The sequence below is a fragment of the Pseudomonas sp. D4-21 genome (genome assembly GCF_051132125.1).
Taxonomy (GTDB): domain Bacteria; phylum Pseudomonadota; class Gammaproteobacteria; order Pseudomonadales; family Pseudomonadaceae; genus Aquipseudomonas.
The window spans coordinates 869,587-896,086 of the sequence record NZ_CP071664.1; the positions used below are offsets into that span (position 1 = coordinate 869,587).

At 59.5% G+C, this 26,500-nt stretch carries 23 protein-coding genes and 1 other RNA gene; 13 read left to right on the forward strand and 11 right to left on the reverse strand.

Annotated elements, in window-relative coordinates:
• Nucleotides 1-144: 144 nt before the first annotated feature.
• The 7 genes from ssrA to J3Q04_RS03820 all read right to left on the reverse strand — a co-directional run bounded on the left by ssrA (nucleotide 145) and on the right by J3Q04_RS03820 (nucleotide 8,641).
• Nucleotides 145-538: a transfer-messenger RNA gene (ssrA, locus tag J3Q04_RS03790) on the reverse strand.
• Nucleotides 539-633: 95 nt separating this feature from the next.
• Complete coding sequence (locus J3Q04_RS03795) at nucleotides 634-915, reverse strand: hypothetical protein (RefSeq protein ID WP_420765600.1); 282 nt, start codon at nucleotides 913-915, stop codon at nucleotides 634-636.
• Nucleotides 916-1,043: 128 nt separating this feature from the next.
• On the reverse strand, nucleotides 1,044-3,854 hold the full coding sequence (locus J3Q04_RS03800; RefSeq protein ID WP_434607864.1) for an FAD-binding and (Fe-S)-binding domain-containing protein: 2,811 nt from the start codon (nucleotides 3,852-3,854) through the stop codon (nucleotides 1,044-1,046).
• The gene (locus tag J3Q04_RS03805) at nucleotides 3,851-4,522 is read right to left on the reverse strand and encodes a LutC/YkgG family protein (protein ID WP_420765598.1); all 672 of its coding nucleotides are present in this window, start codon (nucleotides 4,520-4,522) and stop codon (nucleotides 3,851-3,853) included. The genes J3Q04_RS03800 and J3Q04_RS03805 overlap by 4 nt, the downstream gene beginning before the upstream one ends.
• On the reverse strand, nucleotides 4,519-5,976 hold the full coding sequence (locus J3Q04_RS03810; RefSeq protein WP_434607861.1) for a LutB/LldF family L-lactate oxidation iron-sulfur protein: 1,458 nt from the start codon (nucleotides 5,974-5,976) through the stop codon (nucleotides 4,519-4,521). The genes J3Q04_RS03805 and J3Q04_RS03810 overlap by 4 nt, the downstream gene beginning before the upstream one ends.
• On the reverse strand, nucleotides 5,973-6,797 hold the full coding sequence (locus J3Q04_RS03815) for a (Fe-S)-binding protein (protein WP_434607858.1): 825 nt from the start codon (nucleotides 6,795-6,797) through the stop codon (nucleotides 5,973-5,975). Before J3Q04_RS03815 ends, J3Q04_RS03810 begins: the two co-directional genes overlap by 4 nt.
• 149 nt (nucleotides 6,798-6,946) lie before the next feature.
• Nucleotides 6,947-8,641, reverse strand: coding sequence for a lactate permease LctP family transporter (locus J3Q04_RS03820; RefSeq protein ID WP_434607855.1), 1,695 nt, complete (start codon nucleotides 8,639-8,641; stop codon nucleotides 6,947-6,949).
• 264 nt (nucleotides 8,642-8,905) lie between these two features.
• On the opposite strand from J3Q04_RS03820, the gene J3Q04_RS03825 reads away from it, so the two are divergent.
• Nucleotides 8,906-9,673, forward strand: coding sequence for an FCD domain-containing protein (locus tag J3Q04_RS03825; protein ID WP_434607853.1), 768 nt, complete (start codon nucleotides 8,906-8,908; stop codon nucleotides 9,671-9,673).
• A 120-nt stretch (nucleotides 9,674-9,793) separates the two neighbouring features.
• On the opposite strand, the gene smpB is transcribed toward J3Q04_RS03825, so the two are convergent.
• The gene (smpB, locus tag J3Q04_RS03830; RefSeq protein ID WP_434560725.1) at nucleotides 9,794-10,276 is read right to left on the reverse strand and encodes an SsrA-binding protein SmpB; all 483 of its coding nucleotides are present in this window, start codon (nucleotides 10,274-10,276) and stop codon (nucleotides 9,794-9,796) included.
• Nucleotides 10,277-10,394: 118 nt separating this feature from the next.
• On the opposite strand from smpB, the gene J3Q04_RS03835 reads away from it, so the two are divergent.
• From J3Q04_RS03835 to J3Q04_RS03845, 3 genes are read left to right on the forward strand one after another with little or no spacing between them, the layout of a single operon-like run.
• Complete coding sequence (locus J3Q04_RS03835) at nucleotides 10,395-11,798, forward strand: sodium-dependent transporter (RefSeq protein WP_434607850.1); 1,404 nt, start codon at nucleotides 10,395-10,397, stop codon at nucleotides 11,796-11,798.
• Nucleotides 11,799-11,805: 7 nt separating this feature from the next.
• Entirely contained in the window at nucleotides 11,806-12,249 is a 444-nt protein-coding gene (locus J3Q04_RS03840; RefSeq protein ID WP_420765592.1) for a type II toxin-antitoxin system RatA family toxin, read from the forward strand.
• The gene (locus J3Q04_RS03845; protein WP_434607847.1) at nucleotides 12,246-12,545 is read left to right on the forward strand and encodes an RnfH family protein; all 300 of its coding nucleotides are present in this window, start codon (nucleotides 12,246-12,248) and stop codon (nucleotides 12,543-12,545) included. Before J3Q04_RS03840 ends, J3Q04_RS03845 begins: the two co-directional genes overlap by 4 nt.
• A 62-nt stretch (nucleotides 12,546-12,607) precedes the next feature.
• Here J3Q04_RS03845 and bamE read toward each other — a convergent pair whose 3' ends face one another.
• Nucleotides 12,608-13,135 carry an outer membrane protein assembly factor BamE gene (bamE, locus tag J3Q04_RS03850; protein WP_039592330.1) on the reverse strand — a complete coding sequence of 176 codons (528 nt, stop codon included), beginning with the start codon at nucleotides 13,133-13,135 and terminating at the stop codon, nucleotides 12,608-12,610.
• A 97-nt stretch (nucleotides 13,136-13,232) separates the two neighbouring features.
• Between bamE and fur the strand changes: the two genes are divergently transcribed.
• Nucleotides 13,233-13,637 carry a ferric iron uptake transcriptional regulator gene (fur, locus tag J3Q04_RS03855; RefSeq protein WP_420765589.1) on the forward strand — a complete coding sequence of 135 codons (405 nt, stop codon included), beginning with the start codon at nucleotides 13,233-13,235 and terminating at the stop codon, nucleotides 13,635-13,637.
• A gap of 77 nt (nucleotides 13,638-13,714) precedes the next feature.
• On the opposite strand, the gene recN is transcribed toward fur, so the two are convergent.
• Nucleotides 13,715-15,388 carry a DNA repair protein RecN gene (gene recN, locus J3Q04_RS03860; protein ID WP_420765588.1) on the reverse strand — a complete coding sequence of 558 codons (1,674 nt, stop codon included), beginning with the start codon at nucleotides 15,386-15,388 and terminating at the stop codon, nucleotides 13,715-13,717.
• A 241-nt stretch (nucleotides 15,389-15,629) separates the two neighbouring features.
• Here recN and grpE point away from each other — a divergent pair, with 241 nt between their 5' ends.
• The 8 genes from grpE (at nucleotide 15,630) to J3Q04_RS03900 (ending at nucleotide 26,076) form a co-directional block, all read left to right on the forward strand.
• A complete protein-coding gene (gene grpE / locus J3Q04_RS03865) occupies nucleotides 15,630-16,196 on the forward strand; it encodes a nucleotide exchange factor GrpE (RefSeq protein ID WP_039592327.1) in 567 nt (188 codons plus the stop codon).
• 101 nt (nucleotides 16,197-16,297) lie between these two features.
• A complete protein-coding gene (gene dnaK / locus J3Q04_RS03870; RefSeq protein WP_420765587.1) occupies nucleotides 16,298-18,214 on the forward strand; it encodes a molecular chaperone DnaK in 1,917 nt (638 codons plus the stop codon).
• Between the two features lie 290 nt (nucleotides 18,215-18,504).
• Nucleotides 18,505-19,629 (forward strand): molecular chaperone DnaJ, encoded by a 1,125-nt coding sequence (dnaJ, locus tag J3Q04_RS03875; RefSeq protein ID WP_420765586.1) that lies wholly within the window; start codon nucleotides 18,505-18,507, stop codon nucleotides 19,627-19,629.
• Nucleotides 19,630-19,638: 9 nt separating this feature from the next.
• Nucleotides 19,639-20,445, forward strand: coding sequence for a 4-hydroxy-tetrahydrodipicolinate reductase (dapB, locus tag J3Q04_RS03880; RefSeq protein WP_420765585.1), 807 nt, complete (start codon nucleotides 19,639-19,641; stop codon nucleotides 20,443-20,445).
• Nucleotides 20,446-20,700: 255 nt separating this feature from the next.
• Nucleotides 20,701-21,837: a glutamine-hydrolyzing carbamoyl-phosphate synthase small subunit gene (gene carA, locus J3Q04_RS03885; RefSeq protein WP_420765584.1), complete on the forward strand. Its 1,137-nt coding sequence runs from the start codon at nucleotides 20,701-20,703 to the stop codon at nucleotides 21,835-21,837.
• Between the two features lie 105 nt (nucleotides 21,838-21,942).
• Nucleotides 21,943-25,164, forward strand: coding sequence for a carbamoyl-phosphate synthase large subunit (gene carB / locus J3Q04_RS03890; RefSeq protein ID WP_420765583.1), 3,222 nt, complete (start codon nucleotides 21,943-21,945; stop codon nucleotides 25,162-25,164).
• Nucleotides 25,165-25,166: 2 nt separating this feature from the next.
• On the forward strand, nucleotides 25,167-25,643 hold the full coding sequence (gene greA / locus J3Q04_RS03895; protein WP_420765659.1) for a transcription elongation factor GreA: 477 nt from the start codon (nucleotides 25,167-25,169) through the stop codon (nucleotides 25,641-25,643).
• Nucleotides 25,644-25,671: 28 nt separating this feature from the next.
• The gene (locus tag J3Q04_RS03900; RefSeq protein ID WP_420765582.1) at nucleotides 25,672-26,076 is read left to right on the forward strand and encodes an MFS transporter; all 405 of its coding nucleotides are present in this window, start codon (nucleotides 25,672-25,674) and stop codon (nucleotides 26,074-26,076) included.
• 10 nt (nucleotides 26,077-26,086) lie between these two features.
• On the opposite strand, the gene J3Q04_RS03905 is transcribed toward J3Q04_RS03900, so the two are convergent.
• Nucleotides 26,087-26,395 carry a YhbY family RNA-binding protein gene (locus J3Q04_RS03905; RefSeq protein WP_181287543.1) on the reverse strand — a complete coding sequence of 103 codons (309 nt, stop codon included), beginning with the start codon at nucleotides 26,393-26,395 and terminating at the stop codon, nucleotides 26,087-26,089.
• Between the last annotated feature and the right edge of the window lie 105 nt (nucleotides 26,396-26,500).

The following is a 26,500-nucleotide window of genomic DNA, read 5'->3' on the forward strand; positions in this document are numbered from 1 at the left end:
CCGGATGAGGTGGAATACCGTCTGGAATACCCGAATGGCTGGAACTCAAAAACTCTCAAAAGACCGCAAAAGCGCTGGAGGCCGCGTATTTACTGGATCGCAGACACAAAAAAAGACGTCCGTGGACGTCTTTTTTTGATCATTTGGTGGAGCCGGGGGGATTTGAACCCCCGTCCGCCAGTACTCCGCTGTCGGTACTACATGCTTAGCCGTGTCTATTGAGTTAACCCGCAGCGACCCGACGGGCAGGGTGCTTTGGGCGAGTTGTGTAAGTTTTAGCCGCTTCGTCCACAACGTACTGCACGGCGATTCCGTTCTATATGACAATCACTTTGGGTTTACGGACATCCCCTGGTGATTGCTGGACCCGAAGGTACCAGAAGGGAAGGGCTAAGGCTGCTTACGCAGCGAGAGCGTATTCCCCGTAGGTTTCGTCATTGGCAACTATAGGAAGTTGCAACAGTGGATTTACGAGTTCTGTTACCAACTCGGCATGCACCTAAAGTTTCGCAACCGGCGTCGAATCCTAAACGGCCCCGAACCTGACACTCCGTGAATCTCTGGAGCGACAGGCCTGCGTAGTGTACGCCAATCGAGCGAGCAGGCCAACCCGAAGGTTGGCCTGCTTATCGATCACTTGTTGGTGCCGTCAGAGGTTTTTCTGATTTCCAGGATGGTCCGATCGGTTTCGGCGACACAATCGTCAACTTTCCCTTCAGCCTTGAGCGCCTTTGCCTTCGCCACGCTGGTTTCCACACGGCCCTGTAAGTCGGGTGAGGACTGATACTGCGTCTTGGCGTTCTCGATGGTTTGGATATTGGTGTCACACTGGCTGTCCGGCTTACTTGCTGCGAACGAACCGGTTGCCAACATTGAGGCGGTAACGAACAGACCTAACAGTGCAGAACGCTTCATATCTATCTCCTTGAACTGAGGATCCAGACTTGGCTGGCCGTCAGGACGGATGACCGAATGGAGGGAAAGCCCCGATCTTCGGGGCTTGTTCTGTGGACTACCGTCTCGCTCAAGGGTTCTATTTTTCTTCACGTCACCCTGGCACGGGTCACTCGATCAACCAGGTAGACGAGGCCGTGGTAGTCGATTGCGCCATGCTGCGTAAGACCGATCTCACAGGTGCGGCTGGTGGAAATTCCCTCGCTGCAATGTTGTACCGCGTCCTTCAAGGTGCGTAATGAGTGGGCGTTCAGTTCCGGCGTGGTGAAACCTTTGTCACCGGCAAAACCGCAGCAATGGATGCCTTCAGGTATGACCACGTTTTTGCTGCACCTGCGCGCCAGGTCGATCAACGCCTGGCTTTCACCGAGGTGTTGGGTGCTACACGTGACATGCACTGCGATTGGCGCCTCCTGTGGCATGAAGTCGAGGCGATCCATCAAGTGCGTGCGGATGAAGCGCACCGGGTCATAGAGATCCAGGCGTACGTCACTCAAGTCCTGGACCAGGCGCAGGGTGCAGGGGCTGGTGTCGCAGTAGATCGGGTCGAGCCCGCCCCGGCTGGCCTGCAGCAACGCGCCGATCAGTTCCTGGCGTTTCTGCTCGGCTTGCTCGGCGTAACCTTTGGACGCAAAGGGCTGGCCGCAGCAAAGGCTGTCCACATTGTCCGGGATGACAACTTGATAGCCGGCCTTTTCCAACAGGCCACGAGTCTTGTCATGCAGCGACATTTGTTCCTTGTCCCCTGCCGCAGGTCCCATGACTCGCGACACGCAGGCCGCCAGATAAACCACTCTGGGTCGTTCGTCCGACACGGCGGGACTGAATCGAATGGCCCTTTCCGGCTGCGGCATGGCGTGGGTCCACTGTGGGACCTGGCCTTTGGACAAGCGTGTCAGTCCTGCGGACAAACGCGCCAGCCTCGGCGCCCCCAAGAGCATCCGCGCACCATTGGCAACATGCAGGGTAAAGCGCGCCCCTTGCAATGCGGTTGTGAAATTACTTGCAAGCCAGTCGGCGGTTTTCGTACGCGTCGCGTCGCGTCCGCGGAGCTTTTTAACCAGTTCGCCGGTATTGATGCCTACAGGGCAGCGTTGGGCGCACAGCCCGGTGGCGGCGCAGGTGTCGATGCCCTGGTATTGATAGGCCGCTTCGAGCTGCGAAGTGTCCATGCCATCGCGTTTTTTCGCCTGTATGTCCCGCCAGATCACGATGCGCTGGCGCGGGCTCAGGGTCAGGTCCTTGGACGGACACACTGGCTCGCAGAAGCCGCATTCGATGCACTTGTCCACAATCTCATCGGCGGCTGGCAAGGGTTTGAGGTGCTTGAGATGAATCTGTGGGTCTTCGCTGAGCACCACATCCGGGTTGAGAATGCCGTTGGGGTCGAGCAGGCGTTTGAGTTGCCACATCAATTGATAGGCATCGCTGCCCCATTCCAGCTCGACGAACGGCGCCATGTTGCGGCCGGTGCCGTGCTCGGCTTTCAGTGAGCCGCCAAACTCCACCGCCACCAGGTGCGCCACGTCATCCATGAACGCCTGGTACCGTGCGACTTCTTCGGTATTGTTGAAGCCCTGGGTGAAGACGAAGTGCAGATTGCCCTCCAGCGCGTGTCCGAAAAGGATCGCTTCGTCGTAGTGATGTTTGTCGAACAGCGCGATCAGGCGATTCACGCCGATAGCCAGTTGTTCGACTGGGAAGGTCACGTCTTCAATGATCACAGTGGTCCCGGTCTTGCGAACCGCGCCCACGGCGGGGAAGGTGTCCTTGCGGATCGCCCAGAGGCGAGCGTTTTCCCGCGGGTCTTCGGTGAAGTCGACCTGCTTTTCTACCGGGAAGCCGGCCAATGAGGCAATGATCCGTGCCAGCTGTTCTTGCAGCAGCGATGACGAAGCCGCGCGGGATTCGATCAGCAGGGCGCAGGCATTGTTCGACAAATGCTGTACGAAATCCGGCATGCCGGGTTTGTCCTGTACCGAACGCAGGCTGCGGCGGTCCAGCAGCTCGACGGCGGAAACCGGCTGGCTTTTCAACACGGTGACGGCGTTGCAGCAGGTTTCCACGTCCGGGAATACGATCAGCGCTGACGCTTTGTTCGGGTGATCGATGACGGTGTTGTAGGTCACCGCGCTGATGAAGCCGAGGGTGCCTTCGGAGCCCACCAGCAGGTGGCTCAAGATATCCACAGGCTCGTCGAAATCCACCAAGGCGTTGAGCGACAGGCCGGTGGTATTTTTCAGACGGTATTTGTGGCGAATTCGGGCGGCCAGTTCCGTGTTGGCGCGGGTCTCGCGGCCGAGGGTCGCCAGTCGTTCCAACAGTTCACCGTGGCTTGTCCGGAAGGCCGCCACGCTGGCGGCGTCTTCGGTGTCCAGGCGCGTGCCGTCGGCCAGGACCAGGCGGATGCCGGCCAGGGTGTGATAGGTATTCTGTGCGGTGCCGCAGCACATGCCGCTGGCGTTGTTGGCGACGATGCCGCCGATCTTGCAGGCATTGATCGACGCTGGGTCCGGGCCGATCTTGCGCCCGAACGGGGCGAGCCAGGCGTTGGCCTGGGCGCCGATCACGCCGGGTTGCAAACGAATCTGCGTGCCCTGCTGGCGAATCTCGCGACCGTTCCAGTTATCCCCCAACACAATCAGCACCGAGTCGCTGATGGCCTGGCCGGACAGGCTGGTACCGGCCGCGCGGAAGGTGGCGGGAACGAGATCACGCTGGGCCAGTTTCAGCAGGGCAATCACCTCGTCTTCGGATTCGACGCGTACCACCAGTTTCGGAACCAGCCGATAGAAACTGGCGTCGGTGCCGAACGCCAAGGTCGATAGCGGGTCGTCGAAACGTCGCTGCTGCGGGATCAGCTGTAGGACATCGCGCAGGAAAGGGGCTGGAAGTGTCATTGGTCCTCCAGAATCAGCACCACCAGATCCTTCGGGCCATGGGCGCCATAGGCCAGGACTTGCTCGATGTCGGCGGTTTTCGACGGACCCGATACCAGCAGGGCGTTGGTGGGCATGCCCTGGGCCCACTCGAATTCCTGTTGCACTTCATAGAAGTTGTCGCGGATCTCGCTGGCCTTGAGCAAGGCGAAATGCACTGGTGGGACGAGGCTCATCAGTCGCGGTTCTTCCCGCGTCGGCCACAAAATCAGGCTGCCGGTCGCGGCGATGGCACCCAGGGTGCCGGTCAGGCTGGCGGGGGTTTCGTTGAACAGTTCGGCTTTCCATTCTTCCACAGGCCGATCGTAGGACTTAAGAGCAGGCAGGTCCGGATTGTTCGCCCAGAACTGTGCGATTTTTTGCCCGTGAGGCGTCGTCGGGGCGATCAGCAGGCTCGGCAGTTGGCGGTCCCGCAGCAGTTGCGCCAGCAGCGCCGGCCAGTTCTCACCGGAGGTCAGGTGGATCTCGGTGTGTACCGCCTCCATCAGCTTGCGCAATTGCGGGATGCGTTCTTCGGGTGCGTAGCGGTAGGTCTGCGTCACCAATTCGACGTCATAGTTGTCGGCAACCGGAGTTGTGCCTGTGAGGCTTTTACGCAGTTTGGCGAGGATATTTTCCTTGGCGCTCATCGGCGGTCTCCCTGCGGGTTCAGGTGGTCGCGGGCCAGGTCATGCAGCGAGCGGGCGGCGGGTTTCGGGGCGCTGTGGTTCTGGGTCCAAGGCCCGACGTTCTGCGGTGTCAGGGCGCGCAGGCGCGTGGCGAAGAACGCGAACAACCGGTACAGCCGTGGCGAGCTGTTGAGCCGGGCCCAGGCATTCCAGATGAACCGTTCCTTGCCCGAGTATTTGCTGCCCTGGCCGCGCATCACCGGGTTAGGGCTATTCGGTGCCTTGACGTTTTCCTCTCGCAGCCGCCGCAACAGGGCCGGGATCGGAATCTTCACCGGACACACTTCGCCACAGGCGCCGCACAACGAGGAGGCGCTTGGGTGATCCGGCACCTTCGCCAATCCGACCATGTGCGGCGTGATGATTTTTCCGATAGGCCCCGGGTAGACCTCACCGTAGGCATGCCCGCCAATTCGGGTGTAGACCGGGCAATGATTCATACAGGCGCCGCAGCGGATGCAATTCAGGGTCTGGCGCAGTTCGCTGTCGGCAAACGCCTGGCTGCGACCGTTATCCAGCAGGACCAGGTGGACTTCCTGAGGCCCGTCCAACTCATCGGCCTTGCGTGGCCCGGAGATCATGTTGACGTAGGTGGTGATCGGCTGGCCCAGGGCCGAGCGGGTCAGCAGCGAAAGCAGCGGAACGACGTCCCGCAGGTTTTCCACGACTTTTTCGATGCCGGTCACGGCAATGTGCACCGGCGGCACCGTAGTGGACATCCGCCCGTTGCCTTCGTTTTCCACCAGCAGCAGCGTGCCGGTTTCGGCGACGGCAAAGTTGACGCCCGAAACGCCGATGTCGGCTTCGAAAAATTTCTGCCGCAAGACCTTGCGACCGATCTGAATGAGTTGGTCAACGTCCTTGGTGTATTCCACGCCAAGTTTGTCGTGGAACAAGGACGCGACCTGACCGGCATTCTTGTGGATCGCCGGCATAATGATGTGGGAAGGCTTCTCGTGGTCGAGTTGGACGATGTATTCCCCCATGTCGGATTCGAGACACTCAATGTCCCGAGCCTCGAGGAAATGGTTCATCTCCATCTCTTCGCTGACCATCGATTTGCCCTTGATCACTTGCCGCGCCTCGTGAGCGCGGATGATCGAAAGAACGATGCCGTTGGCTTCGTCCACCGTTTCCGCCCAGTGCACTTTCACACCGTTGCGGGTCAGGTTGCTTTCAAGTTGCTCGAGCAGGTCGGGCAGCTTGGATAACGCGCGGGCCCGGACAGCGTTGCCGAGCACTCGCAAATGTTCTCTTTCGTGGGCATCGCTGAAAGACGTTGCCCGTTTTGTCATCAGTGAATCCATCGCGCTGCGAAAGTTGTTTCGCAGTTGCGTGTCGTCCAGCGCCTTGTGGGAGCGGGCGCGAAAATCTTCCTGCACCTCAACGGTCGGAATCAGCGTCGGCGTGCTCATGCGGCACCTCCGGTTCGCTGCCAGAGGAAACTTGCCAAGTGTTGGCCGCGCAACGCTTCCTGCTGTTTTTCCAAGGCGCCGTTGATGTTCATCAAGCACCCGCAGTCGGCGCTGACGACCTGGTGCGCGCCGGATTCCTTCAGCGCTCGGGTCTTGTCGGCCACCATCGCGCCGGAAATATCCGGCATGCGAACGCTGAACGTCCCACCAAAACCACAGCATTCACTCTCATGGCTGTGGTCGACTCGCTCCACATTGCGCAGCTGCGCCAACAACGCACGGCCATGCAGGTGGGTGTTCATTTCCCGTCGTGCCGAGCAGGACGTATGCAGCGCGACCTTCACTGGCGTGCCACTGTCGTTCAATTGCACCTTGCAAACGAACAGCAGAAACTCCGCCAATTCATAGGTCCTGGCGGCCAGCGCCTGGACCTGCTTGAGCATTTGCGGCTCGTCCTTGAACAGGTCGGCATAATGCTCGCGCAGCATGCCGGCACATGAGCCCGACGGCACGACCACCGGGTAATCCTCGGCGAATGACGCCAATTGCGCCCGCGCCACTGTCCGCGCCTGTTCCGTGTAACCCGACGTGTAGGCCGGTTGCCCACAACAGGTCTGGCCCTGTGGGTAGTCCACCCGGATTCCTTCGCGCTCGAGGAGATGAATCGCATCCATCCCGGCTTCGGGGTAGAACAGGTCGACCACGCATGTCCCGAACAGGTAGACCCGAGCAGGTTTCTCGCTGGGGTACTGCCGGGGCTCGGGCAATGGCGGGGCGACACGGGTCGCGTTCGGCACGGCGTTATAAAAAAGCTCGCTCATCAGGCGTGTCTCCGGGTGGTCCCGGTTATCCGTCTGCTGAGGCTGCTGAATATAGAGGGGAAATCTTTCAGCAGCCTTGCAGACCCGGTTGTGAATAGCGGACGACGATTACGGTTCGGCGTCGGTTTTTTCAGTGCTTCGTGTAGTACTCAGTGAACCAGCATGCCGGTGAACCAGTAGGCCTGAGCCAGCGTGATCAGGCCAACGATCGTTGCAAAGAATAGGCTGTGTTTCAGGGTGAAACGGAACAGATCGGATTCTTTGCCAACCAGCCCGGTCGCTGCGCACGCCACGGCGATCGATTGTGGCGAAATCATCTTGCCGGTCACGCCGCCGCTGGTATTGGCCGCCACCAGCAAGGTGTCATTGACGCCGATCTGGTGCGCGGTGGTCGCTTGCAGCGAACCGAACAGCGCGTTGGACGAGGTGTCGGAGCCGGTCAGGAACACGCCCAGCCAACCGAGGAACGGCGAGAAGAACGGGAACGCTGCGCCAGTGCCAGCCAATACCAGGGCCATGGTCGACGACATCCCCGAGAAATTGGTGACGAAGGCGAAGGCCAGCACCATGCCGATGGACAGGATCGGCCAGCGCAACTCAAAAAGCGTCTCTTTAAAAGTGGTAAGACCAGTTCTGAAATCGATTTTCAACACCAGCATCGAGATCAACGCGGAGAAGAAAATCGCTGTGCCGGTCGCCGAAATCGGATCGAGCTTGAACACCGCCGGGATGGCGGTCGGGTTGACCACGATTGGCGCGGACTTGATCACCAACTGGTCCAGGTGCGGGATCGCGAAGTTGAACACCCAACCGTACATCGAGCCGCCAGGGGCGAACATTGCCTTGAATGGCTTCAGCGTCCAGATCGTCACCAGCACGGTGAGGATCAGAAAAGGCGACCACGCCTTGATGATTTCTCCCAGGCTGTAGGGGGACGCCACGGTGCTGCGAGGCTGGCCGAAACCACCGGCGCTGGCGGTGATGGCTGCGCTGGACGTTGCGCCGGCGATCTGGGCGCCTGCGGTGCGCTTGGGCTGCCAGATTTTCAGGAACAACGTCAGCGAGACCAGGCTGGCCAGGGCCGAGGTGATGTCTGGCAGTTCCGGGCCGATGAAGTTCGAGGTGAGGTACTGAGTGATGGCGAAACTCAAGCCCGCCACCAGTGCCGCCGGCCAGGTTTCTCGCACGCCGCGCAGGCCATCCATCATGAATACCAGCCAGAACGGCACGAACAGCGACAGCAATGGCAGCTGTCGGCCGGTCATGGCGCCGATCTTGAACGCATCGATGCCGGTGACTTGGCCTGCCACGATTATCGGGATGCCCAGCGCGCCGAATGCCACCGGGGCGGTATTGGCGATCAGGCACAGGCCCGCGGCATAGAGGGGATTGAAGCCCAGGCCCACCAGCAATGCGGCGGTAATCGCGACGGGCGCGCCGAAGCCGGCGGCACCTTCCAGGAAGGCGCCAAAGCAGAAGCCGATCAGCAGCACCTGAAGGCGCTGGTCGTCGGTGATCGACAGCACCGAGCTGCGGATCACTTCGAACTGGCCGCTCTTGACGGTCAGCTTGTAGAGAAATACCGCGGCAACGATGATCCAGGCGATAGGCCACAACCCATACGCAAAACCATAACCCGCCGCCGCGAACGCCATGTCCGCCGGCATCTGGAATGCAAAAATCGCGACCGCGATCGCCAGCGCCAGGGTGATGCTGCCGGCCACGTGCCCCTTGAGGCGAAACACCGCCAGGGCAAGGAAGAAAAATACGATTGGAATGACGGCCGCGAGTGCGGACAAGCCTAGGCTGCCGAGCGGACTGTAAAGCTGTTGCCAGGTTTGCATATTGGGTGAGCCCCTAATTGTTTTTGGTCAGGCACTGGTCAGCGGCTTTGGATAATTGGTAATACCAATTTACAAGCGCTGTCGGCTAGGGTAAAAGCCTTGGTTGTCATGTGTCAATTTGTCGCCCGGAAACTTTCGTCGCATAACACCCAGCCGATGGCATCCGCCCCGTCGGCATCCGTGGTTTTTGATAGGTGTGGAAGGGGCTCGGATGGGCCAGAATAGAGAGCCCGGCGAGCTGTCGGGTCCGTGGAGAGTCGAGTTATGGGGTTTGATCAGATTCGTCAGCGCCGTTTGTCTGACGATATTGTCGAGCGGCTTGAAGGCATGATCCTTGAGGGCACGTTGAAATCCGGCGAGCGGTTGCCGGCCGAGCGGACCCTGGCCGAGCAGTTCGGCGTGTCACGTCCTTCGTTGCGTGAAGCGATCCAGAAACTGACGGCCAAGGGCTTGCTGATCAGTCGCCAGGGCGGCGGCAACTATGTTGTGGAGTCGCTGGGCTCGACGTTCAGTGATCCGCTGCTGCACCTCTTGGAAAGCAACCCCGAAGCGCAGCGCGACCTCCTTGAGTTCCGGCATACCCTGGAAGCGTCCTGCGCTTATTACGCAGCACTTCGGGCCACGGAGGTCGATCGGGAGCGGCTGACGACAGCCTTTGAAGCGTTGCAGAATTGTTATTCGCGCCACGAGGACGTGAGCCGGGCAGAGGAGGGCGCGGCAGATGCGCGTTTTCACCTGGCGATCGCCGAGGCCAGCCATAACGCTGTCTTACTGCATACGATCCGAGGATTGTTCGACCTGCTCAAGCGCAATGTGGTGACCAATATCGGCGGCATGTACAAGCAGCGCAGCGAGACGCGCGACATGCTGATCAGCCAGCATCGGGAGCTTTATCAAGCCATCATGGACGGGCACGCCGAGTTGGCGCGGGAAGTGTCCAGCCGACACATCTTGTACGTGCAGGAAGTCTTGGAAGAGGTGCGTCAGGAAGTGCAGCGGGTGGCGCGAGCGGAGCGGCGCAAGGGCATCTGATCGAGCTTGCGAACCTTTTGGGAGCGAGCTTGCTCGCGATGGCGGCCTATTCGACACATCTACAGTCGATGTGACGACGCTATCGCAATCAAGCACGCACCCACGGTCGCTCCGGGCTGGCTACTCTTCCTTGCCCTTGTTGCGCACCGCACGTTGCAATTCGCGACCGGCATCGCGCTCGCGTTCGGTATCACGCTTGTCGTATTCCTTCTTGCCCTTGCCCAGCGCGATCTCGCACTTGATCAAGTGCTTGCTCCAGTACAGCGATGTACAGACGCAGGCATAACCCTTCTGCTGCACGGAAGCGAAGAGCTTCTCCAGCTCGCGCTTGTTGAGCAGCAGCTTGCGCGAGCGCACAGGGTCGGCGATGACGTGGGTGCTGGCGGTGGTCAGCGGCGTGATATGACTGCCCAGCAGCCATGCTTCGCCGTCCTTGAGCAAGACATAACTGTCGACCAGTTGCGCCTTGCCGGCACGCAAGCTCTTTACTTCCCAACCGGCCAGGACCATGCCAGCCTCGAAACGTTGTTCGATGAAGTAATCGTGTCGCGCCTTTTTGTTTTGCGCGATGGTCCCTGTGGGGTGTTTCTTCTGTTTAGCCATAGGGGCGGCATTATAGGCAGTTGCGTGCGTGTCGGCTACGGTGAACCTGTGTGCTTGAGCAGGTTGCATGAATCCCGGACAATGCGGCCTCTTTTTTGAACGCTTGGGCGTGATCACGATGTCGACAGACAAGGTTTCTGTCCACGGCAGTTGGGCTAGCCGCTGGGTCTTCATATTCGCCGCGACCGGTTCGGCCGTCGGGCTGGGTAGTATCTGGAAGTTTCCGTACATGGTCGGTGTCTATGGCGGCGGCGCCTTCGTGCTGATGTTCCTGGCGTGCATCGCGCTGATCGGTGCGCCGGTTATGTTGGCTGAGACGCTGATCGGTCGTCGCGCCCGGCAAAGTCCGGCCAATGCCCTGAAAGTGCTGGCGGTGGAGGCGGGGCATTCGTCGAAGTGGTCCTGGGGCGCATTCGCCGGGATGATCACGGCGCTGCTGATCCTGTCGTTCTATAGCGTGGTCGGTGGCTGGTCGCTGGACTACATCATCGACATGGGGCGCGGCGACTTCCAGAACGCAACGCCCGATCAGGTTGGCGCCTACTTTGGGAGCGTGATCGCCGATCCCTGGAGGCTGACGCTCTGGCACACGCTGTTCATGGTGCTTTCCGCCGTCGTGATTGCCCGTGGTGTCGTCGCGGGCCTTGAGCGCAGCCTGCGAATCATGATGCCGCTGCTGTTCGTGATGATCCTGGTGCTGCTGGGCTACAGCATGACCACGGGGCACTTCATGGAGGGCGTGCATTTCATGTTCGATTTCCAGCCGGAAAAAGTCATGGATGGACTGTTGCCGGCCATGGGGCACGCTTTTTTCTCTCTGAGCGTGGGGGTCGGTTCGATCATGATCTACGGCGTCTACATGCCCAAGAGCGCCTCTCTCACCAAGACAGTCGTCGGCGTTGCGCTGCTGGACACCTTCGTGTCGTTGTTGGCTGGGGTGGCATTGTTTCCCATTGTGTTCGCTGCTGGCCTGAACCCTAGCGAGGGGCCGGGGCTGATGTTCGTCAGCCTGCCATTTGCCTTCGGCAGCATGGCGTTCGGCCAAGTGATGGGCGTGGTGTTTTTTGTCCTGGTGGCAATTGCCGCCTGGAGTTCGGCCATTTCCTTGCTCGAGCCGATGGTGGCTTATCTGGTTGAGCGGACTCGCCTCAGTCGTGCCTGGGTGACTTTCTGGCTGGCTTTCACTTGCTGGTTCGTGGGGCTGGGTACGGTTTTTTCCTTCAATATATGGAAGCAGGCAAAGTTTTTCGTGAACGAAGGCGACCTGTTCCACCTCTATCAGTGGGGAGCAACCGGAGGGTTGGATTTCTTCGGTGTGATTGATTTCTTCACGTCGCGGATCATGTTGCCCTTGGGCGGTTTGTGTTTCGTGGTGTTTGCAGGGTGGATCATGGGGCGTGAAGCCGTGCGCGATGAGCTGTCGCTACGCAGTCCTGTATTGTTCGCCTTGAGTCTGTTCTTGATGCGCTATGTGGCGCCCATTGGCATTCTTGTAGTGTTTGCCACCCAGCTGTGGAAGTGACGCTTACATGACGACACATATTCAACGCTCGGCCCTCCTGCCCTATCCGGCCCAGGCGCTGTACGACTTGGTCAACGACGTGGCGAGTTACCCGCAATTCCTGCCCTGGTGCTCGTCCGCCGAGGTGCTCGAAAGCTCCGAAACCCATATGCGCGCGAGCCTCAATGTCGCCAAGGGCGGGTTGAGCCAGCACTTCGTCACTCGTAACACCTTGGTGCCGGGCCAGTCCATCGAGATGAACCTTGAGGAAGGGCCTTTCAATCAGCTCCATGGCGTCTGGGTGTTCAAGGCGCTGGGTGAGAAAGCCTGCAAGATCAGCCTGGACCTGTCGTTCGATTACGCCGGGCCGCTGGTGCGGGCGACATTAGGCCCGTTGTTCAATCAGGCGGCCAACACCCTGGTCGACGCTTTTTGCCAGCGTGCCAAGCAGAATGCCGAGCTCAAGCGTTGATTGAGATAGAAGTGGTGTATGCCGGTGTCGATCGTCAGGTATTGCGACGATTCGCCGTCCAGGAAGGGACGTCCGTTCGTGCTGCCCTGATGGCGTCGGGTATCGCTGCGGATTTTCCGGAGCTGGATTTGAAGACGAGTCCGATCGGGATTTTTGGTCGGGTGGTTGCAGATCCGGACCGGCAGCTGGTGCAGCCAGCCGACCGGCTTGAGATTTACCGGCCATTGTTGGCTGACCCCAAGGAAATTCGTCGCCTGCGGGCGGCCAAGGCAGCCCAGGCTCGTCGAACTGAGTAAAAAACTGGGTTGTATTGCAGGCAATAAAAAACCCGGCATGCCGGGTTTTTTATTGTCGCGATTTATTGCGGCGAGGTGTCCAGAGGTTCTGGCGTCGGGACAGGTACGGTCTCGACGTTGTCCACGTCCTTCTGGATCTGATCCAGCAGCGAACCTGGCTTGGCCGGTTTTTCCGGTTTCGGCTGTTCGGTGTTCTGGGTCGGGTCGGTGACCGTGGTGCCGCTATCCTTGCCCATGATGGCCTCGTCGCGGCTCACGCCGGGCATGAAATCTCCCGACAAGCTGACGAGTTGATCATTGGCATTGAAAATAACGCTGATGCGTTCCTGCTGCCGCTCGCCGCCGCCTGGCTGCAAGCTGTACAGGTAATCCCAGCGATCGGCATGAAACGTGTCGGTCAACAGAGGGTTGCCCATGATAAACCGTACTTGCCGGCGGGTCATTCCCGGGCGTAACTGGTCTATCATGTCCTGCGTGACGACATTGCCCTGCTGGATGTCGATTTTGTAAACCCCGGGGAATGAACAACCGGCGAGTGCGAGCAGTCCCACGAAGGTGAAACTGGTTAGCAAGAGCTTGGTGTTTTGCATCGGTGGGCGACTTCCACTATCTTGGCTGGGACAACGTAAACACCGATCATACCCGCATTAAGAGAAGCTGCGAAGCAGCATCGCGAGAAAGCTGACCATGGTTGAAAATAGCGAACTACGCAAAGCCGGCCTCAAAGTGACCCTGCCTAGGGTCAAGATTCTGCAAATGCTCGACTCTGCCGAGCAGCGCCACATGAGTGCCGAAGACGTCTATAAGGCGCTCATGGAAGCTGGCGAGGATGTCGGTCTGGCCACGGTCTACCGTGTCCTGACTCAATTCGAAGCTGCCGGGCTGGTCGCTCGTCATAACTTCGATGGCGGTCATGCTGTCTTTGAATTGGCTGACGGGGAGCACCATGACCATATGGTGGATGTTGAGACCCGTGAAGTCATCGAATTCATCAGCCCTGAAATCGAGCAACTGCAAAAGGCTATTGCTGAGGAGTATGGCTTCGAGCTGATCGATCACCATCTCGTCCTGCATGTGCGCAAGCGCAAATAAGCTTGTGGCGTGGGCTCAGGCCCTCAGAACAAAAGAAGGCGACCCTCGGGTCGCCTTCTTTCTTTCAACGGCCTCTGTCAGGTTTTCGCCGCAACCACCATTTTTTTAGCGTGGGCCAAGGATTCCTTGGTCAGGTCTATTCCTCCGAGCATCCGAGCGACTTCTTCCACGCGTTCATTTTTGTTGAGTTTGGACACTGCGGTACGAGTGGCGTCTTCGCCGCGCACCTTGTGGACAAATAGATGTTGGTGTCCCTGGGCGGCAACCTGGGGCAGGTGAGTGACCGTCAGGACCTGTCCACGCTCGCCCAATCTGCGCAGCAACTGGCCGACAATTTCCGCCGTAGGGCCGCCAATGCCGACATCCACCTCGTCGAACACCAGCGTTGGCACCCGTGATGTCTGTGCCGTGATGACCTGGATTGCCAGGCTGATACGCGACAGCTCGCCGCCGGAAGCCACTTTTGCCAACGCCTTAAGGGGTTGCCCGGGGTTGGCGCTGACCAGCAGTTCCACTTGCTCCAGCCCGTTAGGCTGAAGATCATCACCGCCGTTAGGGTGCAGTTCGATGGTGAATCGGCCCCCTGGCATGCCCAGGCGCTGGATCTCCTGTTCTACCGCGCTCGCCAAGCCCGTCGCGGCTTGTCGGCGCAATTCGCTGAGCTCCTTGGCCTTTTCCTGGTAATGGCGCGCAAAGGAGGCCAGTTCATCCCCGAGCCGCTCGATGGATTCATCATTGGCGTTCAGGCTTTCCAGTTCCTCCAGCAGCCGTTGCTGCAGTTCGACGACGTCGGTTGGCTGGACGCGATGCTTGCGGGCCAGCGTATAGATAGTGTCCAGGCGCTCTTCCAGAAACTGGAGGCGTGCCGGGTCGGCATCGAAATGATCAAGGAAGCGGTTCAACTCTCCGACGGCTTCTTCGACCTGGATCTGGGCGCTGGTCAGCAGGTTGCTCGCTTCGCCCAGGGCTCCCACGGCATTGCTGACGCTGGAAAGTCGGTTGATGCTTGCGGTCAGCGCACTGAGCACATTGCCGGAATCACTTTCGCTGCATTGCTCGACCACTTGCCGACAGACACCGAGGAGTGCCTCGGCATTGGTCAGGTTCTTGTGCTCCTGCTCAAGTTCCTCCAGCTCGTTTTCGCCCAGGGCCAGGTTTTCCAGCTCTTCAAGCTGGTAGCTCAACAGTTGGTGGCGGGCCCGTTGTTCATCGCCTGAGTTGGAAAGTCGATCCAGTTCCTGCCGGGTCTGTCGCCAGCGTTGGGCGGCCAATTGAACCTGGCGGGCCAGGTCGGTGGCACCCGCGTACTCGTCGAGCAAGCGACGATGGGTGTCGGTCTTGAGCAGCGATTGGTGTTCATGCTGGCTGTGAATATCGATCAGCAGTTCGCCGAGTGCCTTGAGGTCGCCGAGGGGGCAAGGGGTGCCGTTGATATAGCCTCGGGAGCGGCCCTCGGCGGTGATGACCCGGCGCAGGATGCACAGCCCATCGGTGTCCAGGTCGCGCTCGGCCAGCCAGGCGCTGGCTTCGGGGATGTCGACGAGGTCGAATGTCGCCAGGATGTCGGCCTTTTCCGCACCGGGACGTACCACGCCGCTATCAGCGCGGTCGCCAAGTGTCAGTCCCAGGGCGTCGAGCATGATCGATTTGCCGGCACCGGTTTCACCGGTAATCACGCTCATGCCTCGATCGAGTTCGAGGTCGAGATGTTCGACGATGGCGTAGTTGTGTACGGACAGGTGCACCAGCATAAGGCCGCTCCCAGGCATTAGGTCTGGTTATTTATACAGTGTTTTGTTTCGCGCTGACAATGCCTGCGCTTAGCTCGATTTGCTTGGACCAACAGATCCCTTAGTGCTGCGAGGAATGATTATGCTGCTGCCTTTTGTAGGGTTAATTCGTCAGATGGCCCTTGAAGCTGGAAAACCCGGCCCCATATACCGGGGCAGAAGCGCGAGTCGAGCTCGCGGACGAAATTGAAAGGAGAAATCTATGGCTGACGAACAGACGCAGGACACCCAAAATCTAGACGCCAATCAGGCTCCCCAGGATTCGGGTGAAGACCTGGCGGCACGTGTACAAGTGCTCGAAGAGCAACTGGCCGGTGCGCAGGATCAGGCGTTGCGTGTAGCAGCCGATCTGCAGAACGTCCGCCGTCGTGCCGAGCAGGATGTGGAAAAGGCTCATAAGTTCGCCCTGGAACGTTTTGCTGGCGACCTGCTGCCGATCATCGACAGCCTGGAGCGGGGTCTGGAGCTGTCCAACCCGGACGACGAGAACATCCGTCCAATGCGTGAAGGCATCGAGCTGACCCTGAAAATGTTCCAGGACACGCTCAAGCGTTACCAGCTTGAAGCGATCGATCCTCACGGTGAACCCTTCAACGCCGAGCACCATCAGGCCATGGCGATGCAGGAAAGTGCAGACGTCGAGCCAAACAGCGTGCTGAAAGTGTTCCAGAAGGGCTATCTGCTCAACGGTCGTCTGCTGCGCCCGGCCATGGTTGTGGTCAGCAAGGCGCCAGCGCCGGTTTCGCCTTCTATTGATGAGCAGGCTTGAAATCGGGCGAAACGGCCCCATTAAGAAGTCAAGCGTTTAAGTGCTACCGCAGTTAACCACCAATGCTGCGGCAACAAAATCCAAGTTCCGGGAGAGTCAAGATGGGCAAAATTATCGGTATCGACCTGGGGACCACCAACTCGTGCGTCTCCGTGCTGGAAAACGGCAAGGCCAAGGTTATTGAAAACGCTGAAGGCGCGCGCACCACGCCGTCGATCATCGCGTACGCCAACGATGGCGAAATCCTGGTGGGTCAGTCCGCCAAGCGCCAGGCTGTGACCAATCCGCATAACACCCTGTACGCGGTGAAGCGTCTGATCGGTCGCAAGTTCGACGAAGAAGTCGTTCAGAAAGACATCAAGATGGTGCCTTACAAGATCGCCAAGGCTGACAACGGCGACGCCTGGGTTGAAGTGAACGGCCAGAAAATGGCGCCGCCACAGATCTCGGCTGAAATCCTGAAGAAAATGAAGAAAACCGCCGAAGATTACCTCGGCGAAGCAGTGACCGAGGCGGTTATCACTGTCCCTGCTTACTTCAACGACAGCCAGCGTCAGGCGACCAAAGACGCCGGCCGCATCGCGGGCCTGGACGTAAAACGCATCATCAACGAACCAACCGCGGCCGCTCTGGCCTACGGCATGGACAAGGCCAAGGGCGATCACACCGTGATCGTTTACGACCTGGGTGGCGGTACCTTCGACGTTTCCGTGATCGAGATCGCTGAAGTCGACGGCGAGCACCAGTTCGAAGTGCTGGCGACCAACGGCGACACGTTCCTCGGTGGTGAAGACTTCGACATCCGCCTGATCGACTACCTCGTCGATGAGTTCAAGAAAGAAAGCGGCATGAACCTCAAGGGTGACCCGCTGGCCATGCAGCGCCTCAAAGAAGCCGCTGAAAAAGCCAAGATCGAACTGTCCTCGAGCCAGTCGACCGACGTGAACCTGCCGTACATCACCGCAGACGCCACCGGTCCGAAGCACCTGAACGTGAAGATTTCCCGCGCCAAGCTCGAAGCGCTGGTTGAAGACCTGGTTCAGCGCACCATCGAGCCTTGCCGCATTGCGATGAAAGACGCCGGTATCGACGTGGGTTCGATCAACGACGTGATCCTGGTCGGCGGCCAGACCCGTATGCCGCTGGTGCAGAAGCTGGTAACCGATTTCTTCGGTAAGGAAGCTCGTAAGGATGTGAACCCTGACGAAGCCGTTGCCATGGGTGCCGCCATCCAGGGCGCCGTTCTGGCTGGTGACGTGAAGGACGTTCTGCTGCTCGACGTCAGCCCGCTGACCCTGGGTATCGAAACCATGGGCGGCGTGATGACTGCGCTGATCGAGAAAAACACCACGATTCCTACCAAGAAATCCCAGGTGTTCTCGACTGCCGATGACAACCAGAGCGCCGTGACCATCCACGTGCTGCAAGGCGAGCGCAAGCAAGCCGCCCAGAACAAGTCGTTGGGCAAGTTCGACCTGGCCGAGATTCCACCGGCTCCACGTGGCGTGCCACAGATCGAAGTGACCTTCGACATCGACGCCAACGGCATCCTGCACGTCGGCGCGAAAGACAAGGCCACCGGCAAGACCCAGTCGATCGTGATCAAGGCCAACTCCGGCCTGTCCGAAGAAGAAATTCAGCAGATGGTTCGCGATGCTGAAGTCAACGCCGAGGAAGACCGCAAGTTCGAAGAGCTGGCAAGCGCGCGTAACCAGGGCGATGCCTTGGTGCACTCGACTCGCAAGATGATCGCCGACGCCGGTGACAAAGTGACCGCCGAAGAAAAAACGGCGATCGAAGCGGCTGTAGTTGCTCTTGAAGCTGCCGTCAAAGGCGACGACAAGGCGGCCATCGAAGCGAAGATCGAAGAGTTGTCGAAAGTCTCCGCGCCAGTGGCTCAGAAGATGTATGCCGAGCAGGCCCAGCCCGCTGAAGGCGCAGCGCCGCAAGGCGAGTCGGCCGAGAAAACCGACGATGTCGTCGACGCTGAGTTCGAAGAAGTGAAAGACAACAAGTAATCGCTTGTTGGTCGGCCGGTTGACTGCTTTTGTGCGGTGGCTGGTAGGATGTCGCCGCGCGGGAGCTTGCTCCCGCGTTGGCGTGTCTGGAGGCAGCTAATTTTTGCAGCATGCGACAAAGCTCGGGTGCTGACGGTGGGTTCGGGAATGCTCCTGCTTTCCGGGCGATATGCACCGAGACCAGGATCGTTGAATCGACGTGAGTTGGGTTCGGGCCTGTATGGAGGCCCAACGAGTTTGGCGAGGTTCAGGAGAGGTTTGCCGAACGTCCTATAAGAGTGCAAAGACTAATGGCAAAACGTGATTTTTACGAAGTATTGGGTGTTGAGCGGGGGGCCAGCGAAGCAGAGCTGAAGAAGGCCTATCGTCGCCTGGCGATGAAACACCACCCGGACCGTAATCCCGGCGACAAGGCTTCGGAAGAGATGTTCAAGGAGGCCAACGAGGCCTATGAAGTCCTGTCCGATTCCAGCAAGCGCGCGGCTTACGACCAGTACGGCCATGCCGGCGTCGACCCTAGCATGGGTGGCGGCGGTGCCGGTTTCGGCGGACAGAACTTCTCCGATATTTTCGGCGATGTGTTCAGTGATTTCTTCGGTGGCGGCCGTGGCGGTGCCCGTGGTGGCGCTCAGCGAGGCAGTGACCTGCGCTACACGCTGGAGCTGAGCCTCGAGGAGGCGGTGCGGGGGACCACGGTCAATATCCGTGTTCCGACGCTGGTCAATTGCAAACCATGCGACGGCTCGGGTGCCAAGAAGGGTTCCTCGCCAGTCACTTGCCCTACCTGTGGCGGTATCGGCCAGGTTCGCATGCAGCAAGGCTTCTTCTCGGTCCAGCAGACCTGTCCGCGCTGCCATGGCCAAGGCAAGATCATTTCCGATCCGTGCGATGCCTGCCATGGCGAAGGGCGTGTCGAAGAGTACAAGACGCTGTCGGTGAAAGTGCCGGCCGGTGTCGACACGGGCGACCGTATCCGCCTGTCCGGCGAAGGCGAGGCAGGTGCCCAGGGTGGTCCGACTGGCGACTTGTATGTGGTCATCAACGTGCGCGAACACGCGATCTTCCAGCGTGACGGCAAGCACTTGTTCTGCGAAGTGCCTATCAGCTTCGTCGATGCGGCGCTGGGTGGCGAGCTGGAAATCCCGACCCTCGATGGTCGCGTCAAGCTGAAGATCCCTGAGGGGACGCAAACAGGCAAGCAATTCCGGATTCGCGGCAAGGGCGTGGCGCCGGTGCGTGGCGGTGGTGCGGGTGACCTGATGTGCCGCGTTGCGGTAGAGACACCGGTCAACCTGAGCCGGCGTCAGCGAGAACTGTTGGAAGAGTTCCGCAGCTCGTTGGCGGATGACAATAGCCACTCCCCTAAAACCACTGGCTGGTTCGAAGGCGTGAAGCGCTTCTTCGGCGACCTGTAAGGAGTGGGCATGCGACGTATTGCTGTGATGGGCGCCGCGGGGCGCATGGGCAAGGCGCTGGTCGAAGCGGTGCAGCAACGCTCGCCGCTTTCGGGCCTGACCGCTGCCATCGTGAGGCCCGACAGTACGCTGGTAGGCGCCGATGCTGGCGAGTTGGCCTCGCTTGGGCGTATCGGCGTGCCAATGTCCGGTGGGCTGGAAAAGGTGCTCGACGAGTTTGACGTCCTGATCGATTTCACCCTTCCGGAAGTGATGCTCAAGAACCTTGCCATCTGCCGCAAGGCTGGCAAGGCCATGGTGATCGGCACGACCGGCCTGGATGCCGCGCAAAAGCAATTGCTGGCCGACGCAGGCAAGGACATCCCGATTGTATTTGCGGCGAACTTCAGCGTCGGCGTGAACCTGTCGCTGAAGTTGCTGGACTTGACTGCTCGAGTGTTGGGCGACGATGCGGATATCGAAATCATCGAGGCACATCACCGGCACAAGATCGATGCGCCTTCGGGCACCGCGTTGCGCATGGGTGAAGTGATTGCCGATGCGCTGGGTCGCGATTTGCAGGAAGTGGCCGTGTACGGGCGCCAGGGGCATACCGGTGCTCGGGACAGAGACACCATCGGTTTCGCGACCGTGCGTGGCGGCGATGTGGTGGGTGATCACACCGTGCTGTTCGCGACTGAGGGCGAGCGTTTGGAAATTACCCACAAGGCATCGAGCCGGATGACCTTCGCCAAGGGCGCTGTGCGTGCCGCGCTTTGGTTGGATGGTCGTGAGCCTGGTTTGTACGACATGCAGGATGTTCTCGACCTGCGTTGATGTCTCTGAAGACGGGGTTCAGGTTATACTGAGCCCCGTTTTACGCCGCTTCGCGACGACCTGTCGCATTCCCCTGCCTTTCAGGCTCATTAGCGGTGGACCAAAAAAGCCTTTTTCTGTAAGCTACAGCTTTAGTGTGTCCACTAAAAGCGCGCAGAATAATTCAGTGAACAAGCGGGGTGACGTGTCCATACGTCACTCCGCTTTTTTACAACCTGCGATCGCCCTTTCAGGCTTTATTTACGGGAGGTCTTCTTGACTAAGCCAGCCATACTCGCCCTTGCTGATGGCAGCATTTTTCGCGGCGAAGCCATTGGAGCCGACGGTCAGACCGTTGGTGAGGTGGTGTTCAACACCGCAATGACCGGCTATCAGGAAATTCTTACCGATCCTTCCTACGCCCAACAAATCGTTACCTTGACCTATCCGCACATCGGCAACACTGGCACCACGCCGGAAGACGCTGAGTCCGATCGTGTCTGGTCCGCTGGCCTGGTCATCCGCGACTTGCCGCTGGTAGCGAGCAACTGGCGTAACACGATGTCCCTCTCCGACTACCTGAAAGCCAACAATGTCGTGGCGATTGCCGGTATCGATACCCGCCGCCTGACCCGCATCCTTCGGGAAAAAGGCGCGCAGAACGGCTGCATCATGGCCGGCGACAACATTTCCGAAGAGGCGGCCATCGCCGCCGCCCAGGGGTTTCCAGGCCTCAAGGGCATGGACCTGGCGAAGGTCGTCAGCACCCAGAAGCAATATGAGTGGCGCTCCTCGGTCTGGGATCTGAAAACCGACAGCCACGCGACGATCGAAGCCTCCGAGCTGCCGTACCACGTGGTCGCGTACGACTACGGCGTCAAGTTGAATATCCTGCGCATGCTGGTCGCACGTGGCTGCCGCGTGACGGTAGTGCCAGCACAAACCCCGGCGGCTGACGTCCTGGCGCTCAAGCCTGATGGCGTGTTCCTGTCCAACGGCCCGGGTGACCCGGAGCCTTGCGACTACGCCATCCAGGCGATCAAGGATGTGCTGGAAACCGAGATTCCGGTATTCGGTATCTGCCTCGGTCACCAATTGCTTGCCCTGGCCTCGGGTGCCAAGACCGTCAAAATGGGTCATGGCCATCATGGTGCAAACCACCCGGTCCAGGACCTGGACACCGGCGTCGTCATGATCACCAGCCAGAACCACGGTTTTGCCGTCGACGAAGCGACCCTGCCGGCCAACGTGCGCGCGATTCACAAGTCGCTGTTCGATGGCACGCTGCAAGGTATCGAGCGTACCGACAAGAGCGCGTTCAGCTTCCAGGGCCACCCAGAAGCGAGCCCGGGCCCGAACGACGTGGCGCCGCTGTTCGATCGCTTCATCAACGAGATGGCCAAGCGACGCTGACCGCGTGAAGCCCGAGGGCGGCCCCGAAAACGGCGGCCCCCTCGGGCGCTTCAAAGATTGTTCGACGGCCTAGCCGACTGACCTGCGGATTTGAGTGACAAACCCATGCCAAAACGTACAGACATAAAAAGCATCCTGATTCTCGGCGCTGGCCCGATCGTGATCGGCCAGGCCTGCGAATTCGACTACTCCGGCGCCCAGGCCTGCAAAGCCCTGCGCGAAGAGGGCTATCGCGTCATCCTGGTGAACTCCAACCCGGCCACCATCATGACCGACCCGGCCATGGCCGACGCCACCTACATCGAACCGATCAAGTGGCAAACCGTTGCCAAGATCATCGAGAAGGAGCGCCCGGACGCTCTGCTGCCTACCATGGGCGGCCAGACCGCGCTGAACTGCGCCCTTGAGCTGGAGCGCGAAGGCGTCCTGGAGAAATTCGGTGTGGAAATGATCGGCGCCAACGCCGACACCATCGACAAGGCCGAGGACCGTTCGCGTTTCGACAAGGCGATGAAATCCATCGGCCTGGACTGTCCGCGCTCGGGTATCGCCCACAGCATGGAAGAAGCCAACGCGGTCCTGGAGCGCCTTGGTTTCCCGTGCATCATCCGTCCGTCCTTCACCATGGGCGGCACCGGTGGTGGCATCGCCTACAACCGCGAAGAATTCGAAGAAATCTGCGCCCGTGGTCTCGATTTGTCGCCGACCAAGGAATTGCTGATCGACGAATCCCTGATCGGTTGGAAAGAATATGAAATGGAAGTTGTCCGTGACAAAAAGGACAACTGCATCATCGTCTGCTCCATCGAGAACTTCGACCCGATGGGTGTGCACACCGGTGACTCGATCACCGTTGCGCCGGCCCAGACCCTGACGGACAAGGAATACCAGATCCTGCGTAACGCCTCCCTGGCGGTATTGCGCGAGATCGGCGTGGAAACCGGCGGCTCCAACGTCCAGTTCGGCATCTGCCCGAACACCGGTCGCATGGTGGTCATCGAGATGAACCCGCGGGTGTCCCGTTCCTCGGCACTGGCCTCCAAGGCCACCGGTTTCCCGATCGCCAAGGTCGCCGCCAAGCTAGCCGTGGGCTACACCCTGGACGAGCTGTCGAACGACATCACCGGCGGCAAGACACCGGCGTCCTTCGAGCCGTCCATCGACTACGTCGTGACCAAGCTGCCACGCTTCGCCTTCGAGAAGTTCGCCAAGGCCGACGCTCGCCTGACCACCCAGATGAAGTCGGTCGGTGAAGTCATGGCCATCGGCCGGACCTTCCAGGAATCCCTGCAGAAAGCCCTTCGCGGCCTGGAAGTGGGTGTTTGCGGCCTCGATCCGAAGCTGGACCTGAGCAACCCGGAAAGCATGAGCGAGCTCAAGCGCGAGCTGACCGTGCCGGGCGCCGAGCGTATCTGGTACGTGGCCGATGCCTTCCGCGCCGGCATGACCGTCGAACAGATTTTCGGCATGAACATGATCGATCCTTGGTTCCTGGTGCAGATCGAAGATCTGATCAAGGAAGAAGAGAAGGTCAAGACCCTGGGCATGTCCAGCATTGACCGCGACACGATGCTGCGCCTCAAACGCAAAGGCTTCTCCGACCAGCGCCTCGCCAAGTTGCTGGGCGTGACCGACAAGAGCCTGCGCGCCCATCGTCACAAGCTGGAGGTTTTCCCGGTCTACAAGCGCGTCGACACCTGCGCCGCTGAGTTCGCCACCGATACCGCCTACCTGTACTCCACGTACGAAGAAGAGTGCGAAGCCGCGCCGTCGAGCCGTGACAAGATCATGATCCTGGGTGGCGGCCCCAACCGGATCGGCCAGGGCATCGAATTCGACTACTGCTGTGTACACGCGGCACTGGCCCTGCGCGACGACGGTTACGAGACCATCATGGTCAACTGCAACCCGGAAACCGTATCCACTGATTACGACACGTCCGATCGTCTGTACTTCGAGCCTGTCACCCTGGAAGACGTGCTGGAAATCGTCCGCGTCGAGAAGCCAAAAGGCGTGATCGTCCAGTACGGCGGCCAGACCCCGCTGAAACTGGCTCGTGCCCTTGAGGCCGCTGGCGTGCCGATCATCGGTACCAGCCCGGATGCCATCGACCGCGCGGAAGACCGCGAGCGCTTCCAGCAGATGGTCGAGCGCCTGAACCTGCGCCAGCCGCCAAACGCCACCGTGCGCAGCGAAGACGAAGCCATTCGCGCCGCCGCGAAGATCGGCTACCCGTTGGTTGTTCGTCCGTCCTATGTATTGGGCGGTCGCGCGATGGAAATCGTCTACCAGGAAGACGAACTCAAGCGTTACCTGCGCGAAGCGGTCCAGGTGTCCAACGACAGCCCGGTATTGCTTGACCACTTCCTCAACTGCGCCATCGAGATGGACGTGGATGCGGTCAGCGACGGCAAGGATGTGGTGATCGGCGCGATCATGCAGCACATCGAACAGGCCGGTGTTCACTCCGGTGACTCCGCTTGCTCGTTGCCACCTTACTCGCTGCCGGCGCACATCCAGGACGAGATGCGCGAACAGGTCAAGAAAATGGCCTTGGAGCTGGGCGTCATCGGCCTGATGAACGTGCAACTGGCCCTGCAGGGCGAAGACATCTATGTCATCGAAGTCAACCCGCGCGCTTCCCGGACCGTGCCGTTCGTTTCCAAGTGCATCGGTGTTTCCCTGGCAATGATCGCTGCACGGGTCATGGCTGGCAAAACCCTGCAAGAGCTGGGCTTTACCAAGGAAATCATCCCGAACTTCTACAGTGTGAAAGAAGCGGTGTTCCCGTTCGCCAAGTTCCCGGGTGTTGACCCGATCCTCGGCCCGGAAATGAAATCCACCGGTGAAGTCATGGGCGTGGGCGATACTTTCGGTGAGGCTTTCGCCAAGGCCCAGATGGGCGCCAGCGAAGTGTTGCCGACGGGTGGCACGGCGTTCATCAGTGTGCGTGATGACGACAAGCCACTGGTTGCAGGCGTGGCCCGTGATCTGATCAACTTGGGCTTCGAAGTGGTCGCCACTGCCGGTACTGCCAAGCTGATCGAAGCAGCAGGCCTGAAAGTGCGCCGCGTGAACAAGGTGACCGAGGGCCGTCCGCACGTGGTCGACATGATCAAAAATGACGAAGTCACGCTGATCATCAACACCACCGAAGGTCGCCAGTCGATCGCTGATTCCTATTCCATCCGTCGCAATGCGCTGCAGCATAAGATCTACTGCACCACGACCATTGCTGCCGGCGAAGCGATCTGCGAAGCGCTCAAGTTCGGCCCTGAGAAGACCGTACGTCGCTTGCAGGATCTACATGCAGGATTGAAGGCATGAGCATAACCAAGTACCCCATGACCGTTCAGGGCGCTCGCGCCCTGGAAGAAGAGCACGCTCACCTGACCAAGGTCGAGCGTCCTCGCTTGAGCCAGGCCATCGGTGAGGCCCGTGAACTGGGCGACCTGAAGGAAAACGCCGAATACCACGCTGCCCGTGAAGAGCAGGGCATGGTCGAGGCGCGTATCCGTGACATCGAAGGCCGTATGCAGAACGCGGTGATTATCGATGTCACCACGATCCCGCACACGGGCAAAGTGATTTTCGGCACCACCGTGGAAATCGCCAACGTCGAGACTGATGAAAGCGTCACTTACCAGATCGTTGGTGAGGACGAGGCGGACATCAAGCTCGGCAAGATTTCAGTCGGTTCCCCTATCGCCCGTGCCTTGATTGCCAAGGAAGAGGGTGACGTGGTTGCCGTGAAGACGCCTGGCGGTGTCATCGAGTATGAGATTGTCGAAGTCCGTCATATCTGAACGAAGGCGCCCGCTGCGAGCGGGCGCCATGATCTGGCAGCTCGCCCAGATGTTGTGGGTGGGCGGCGTCTGGTTGCTGCACATCGGTCTGCTGCCGGTACTGGGCAAAATTGGCCTGGCGCCGCTGCTTATCGATGAAATCGCGAGCATGCTGACGGCGCTGCTGGTGGGATTTTCCGCAGCGTGCGTGCTGTTTCAGGCTTTGGTGTTGGTTCAGGCTGAGGGTTTTGTCAGTCTATGGCGCGACATTCGTGGGCAATTGCTGCTCATGTCGTTGTACGCATGCGGTATGTTCCTGGCGGTGCGTCTCGGTTGGCCAAGTGCAACGCAGTGGCAGGTATTCAGTTACCTGATACTGGGCTTTTCCGGATTGGTGCTAGTGTTGCAACCGGTTCCCGGCTGGAGCGGCAGGGTGTGCGAAGCACACCCTTGACCCTTTGGTATCACTTGAAGCGGTGAACGTTCGACAATTGCTTGTTGACGCTGAAGTTCTTGCGGTAAATCAGCGCCATCTTGCCGATGACCTGCACGAGGTCTGCCTTTCCGACTTTACACAGTTCGGCAACGGCAGCCAGGCGGGCTTCGCGGTCGAGGATGTTGAGCTTGATCTTGATCAGCTCGTGATCGCCCAAGGCGCGTTCCAGTTCGGCGAGCACACCCTCAGTCAAACCGTTGTCAGCCACAGTCAAAACCGGTTTCAGATGGTGGCCAATGGATTTGTATTGTTTCTTCTGCTCTTGAGTGAGCGGCATAATCTGACCCCTGCGTCTGATCTTGTAAAAAGCGGCGGCCAGTTTACCCGAGCGAGTCCGGGACCGCCCAGTTAATCACGACGCGATTTATTTTTTAGAGGTGGC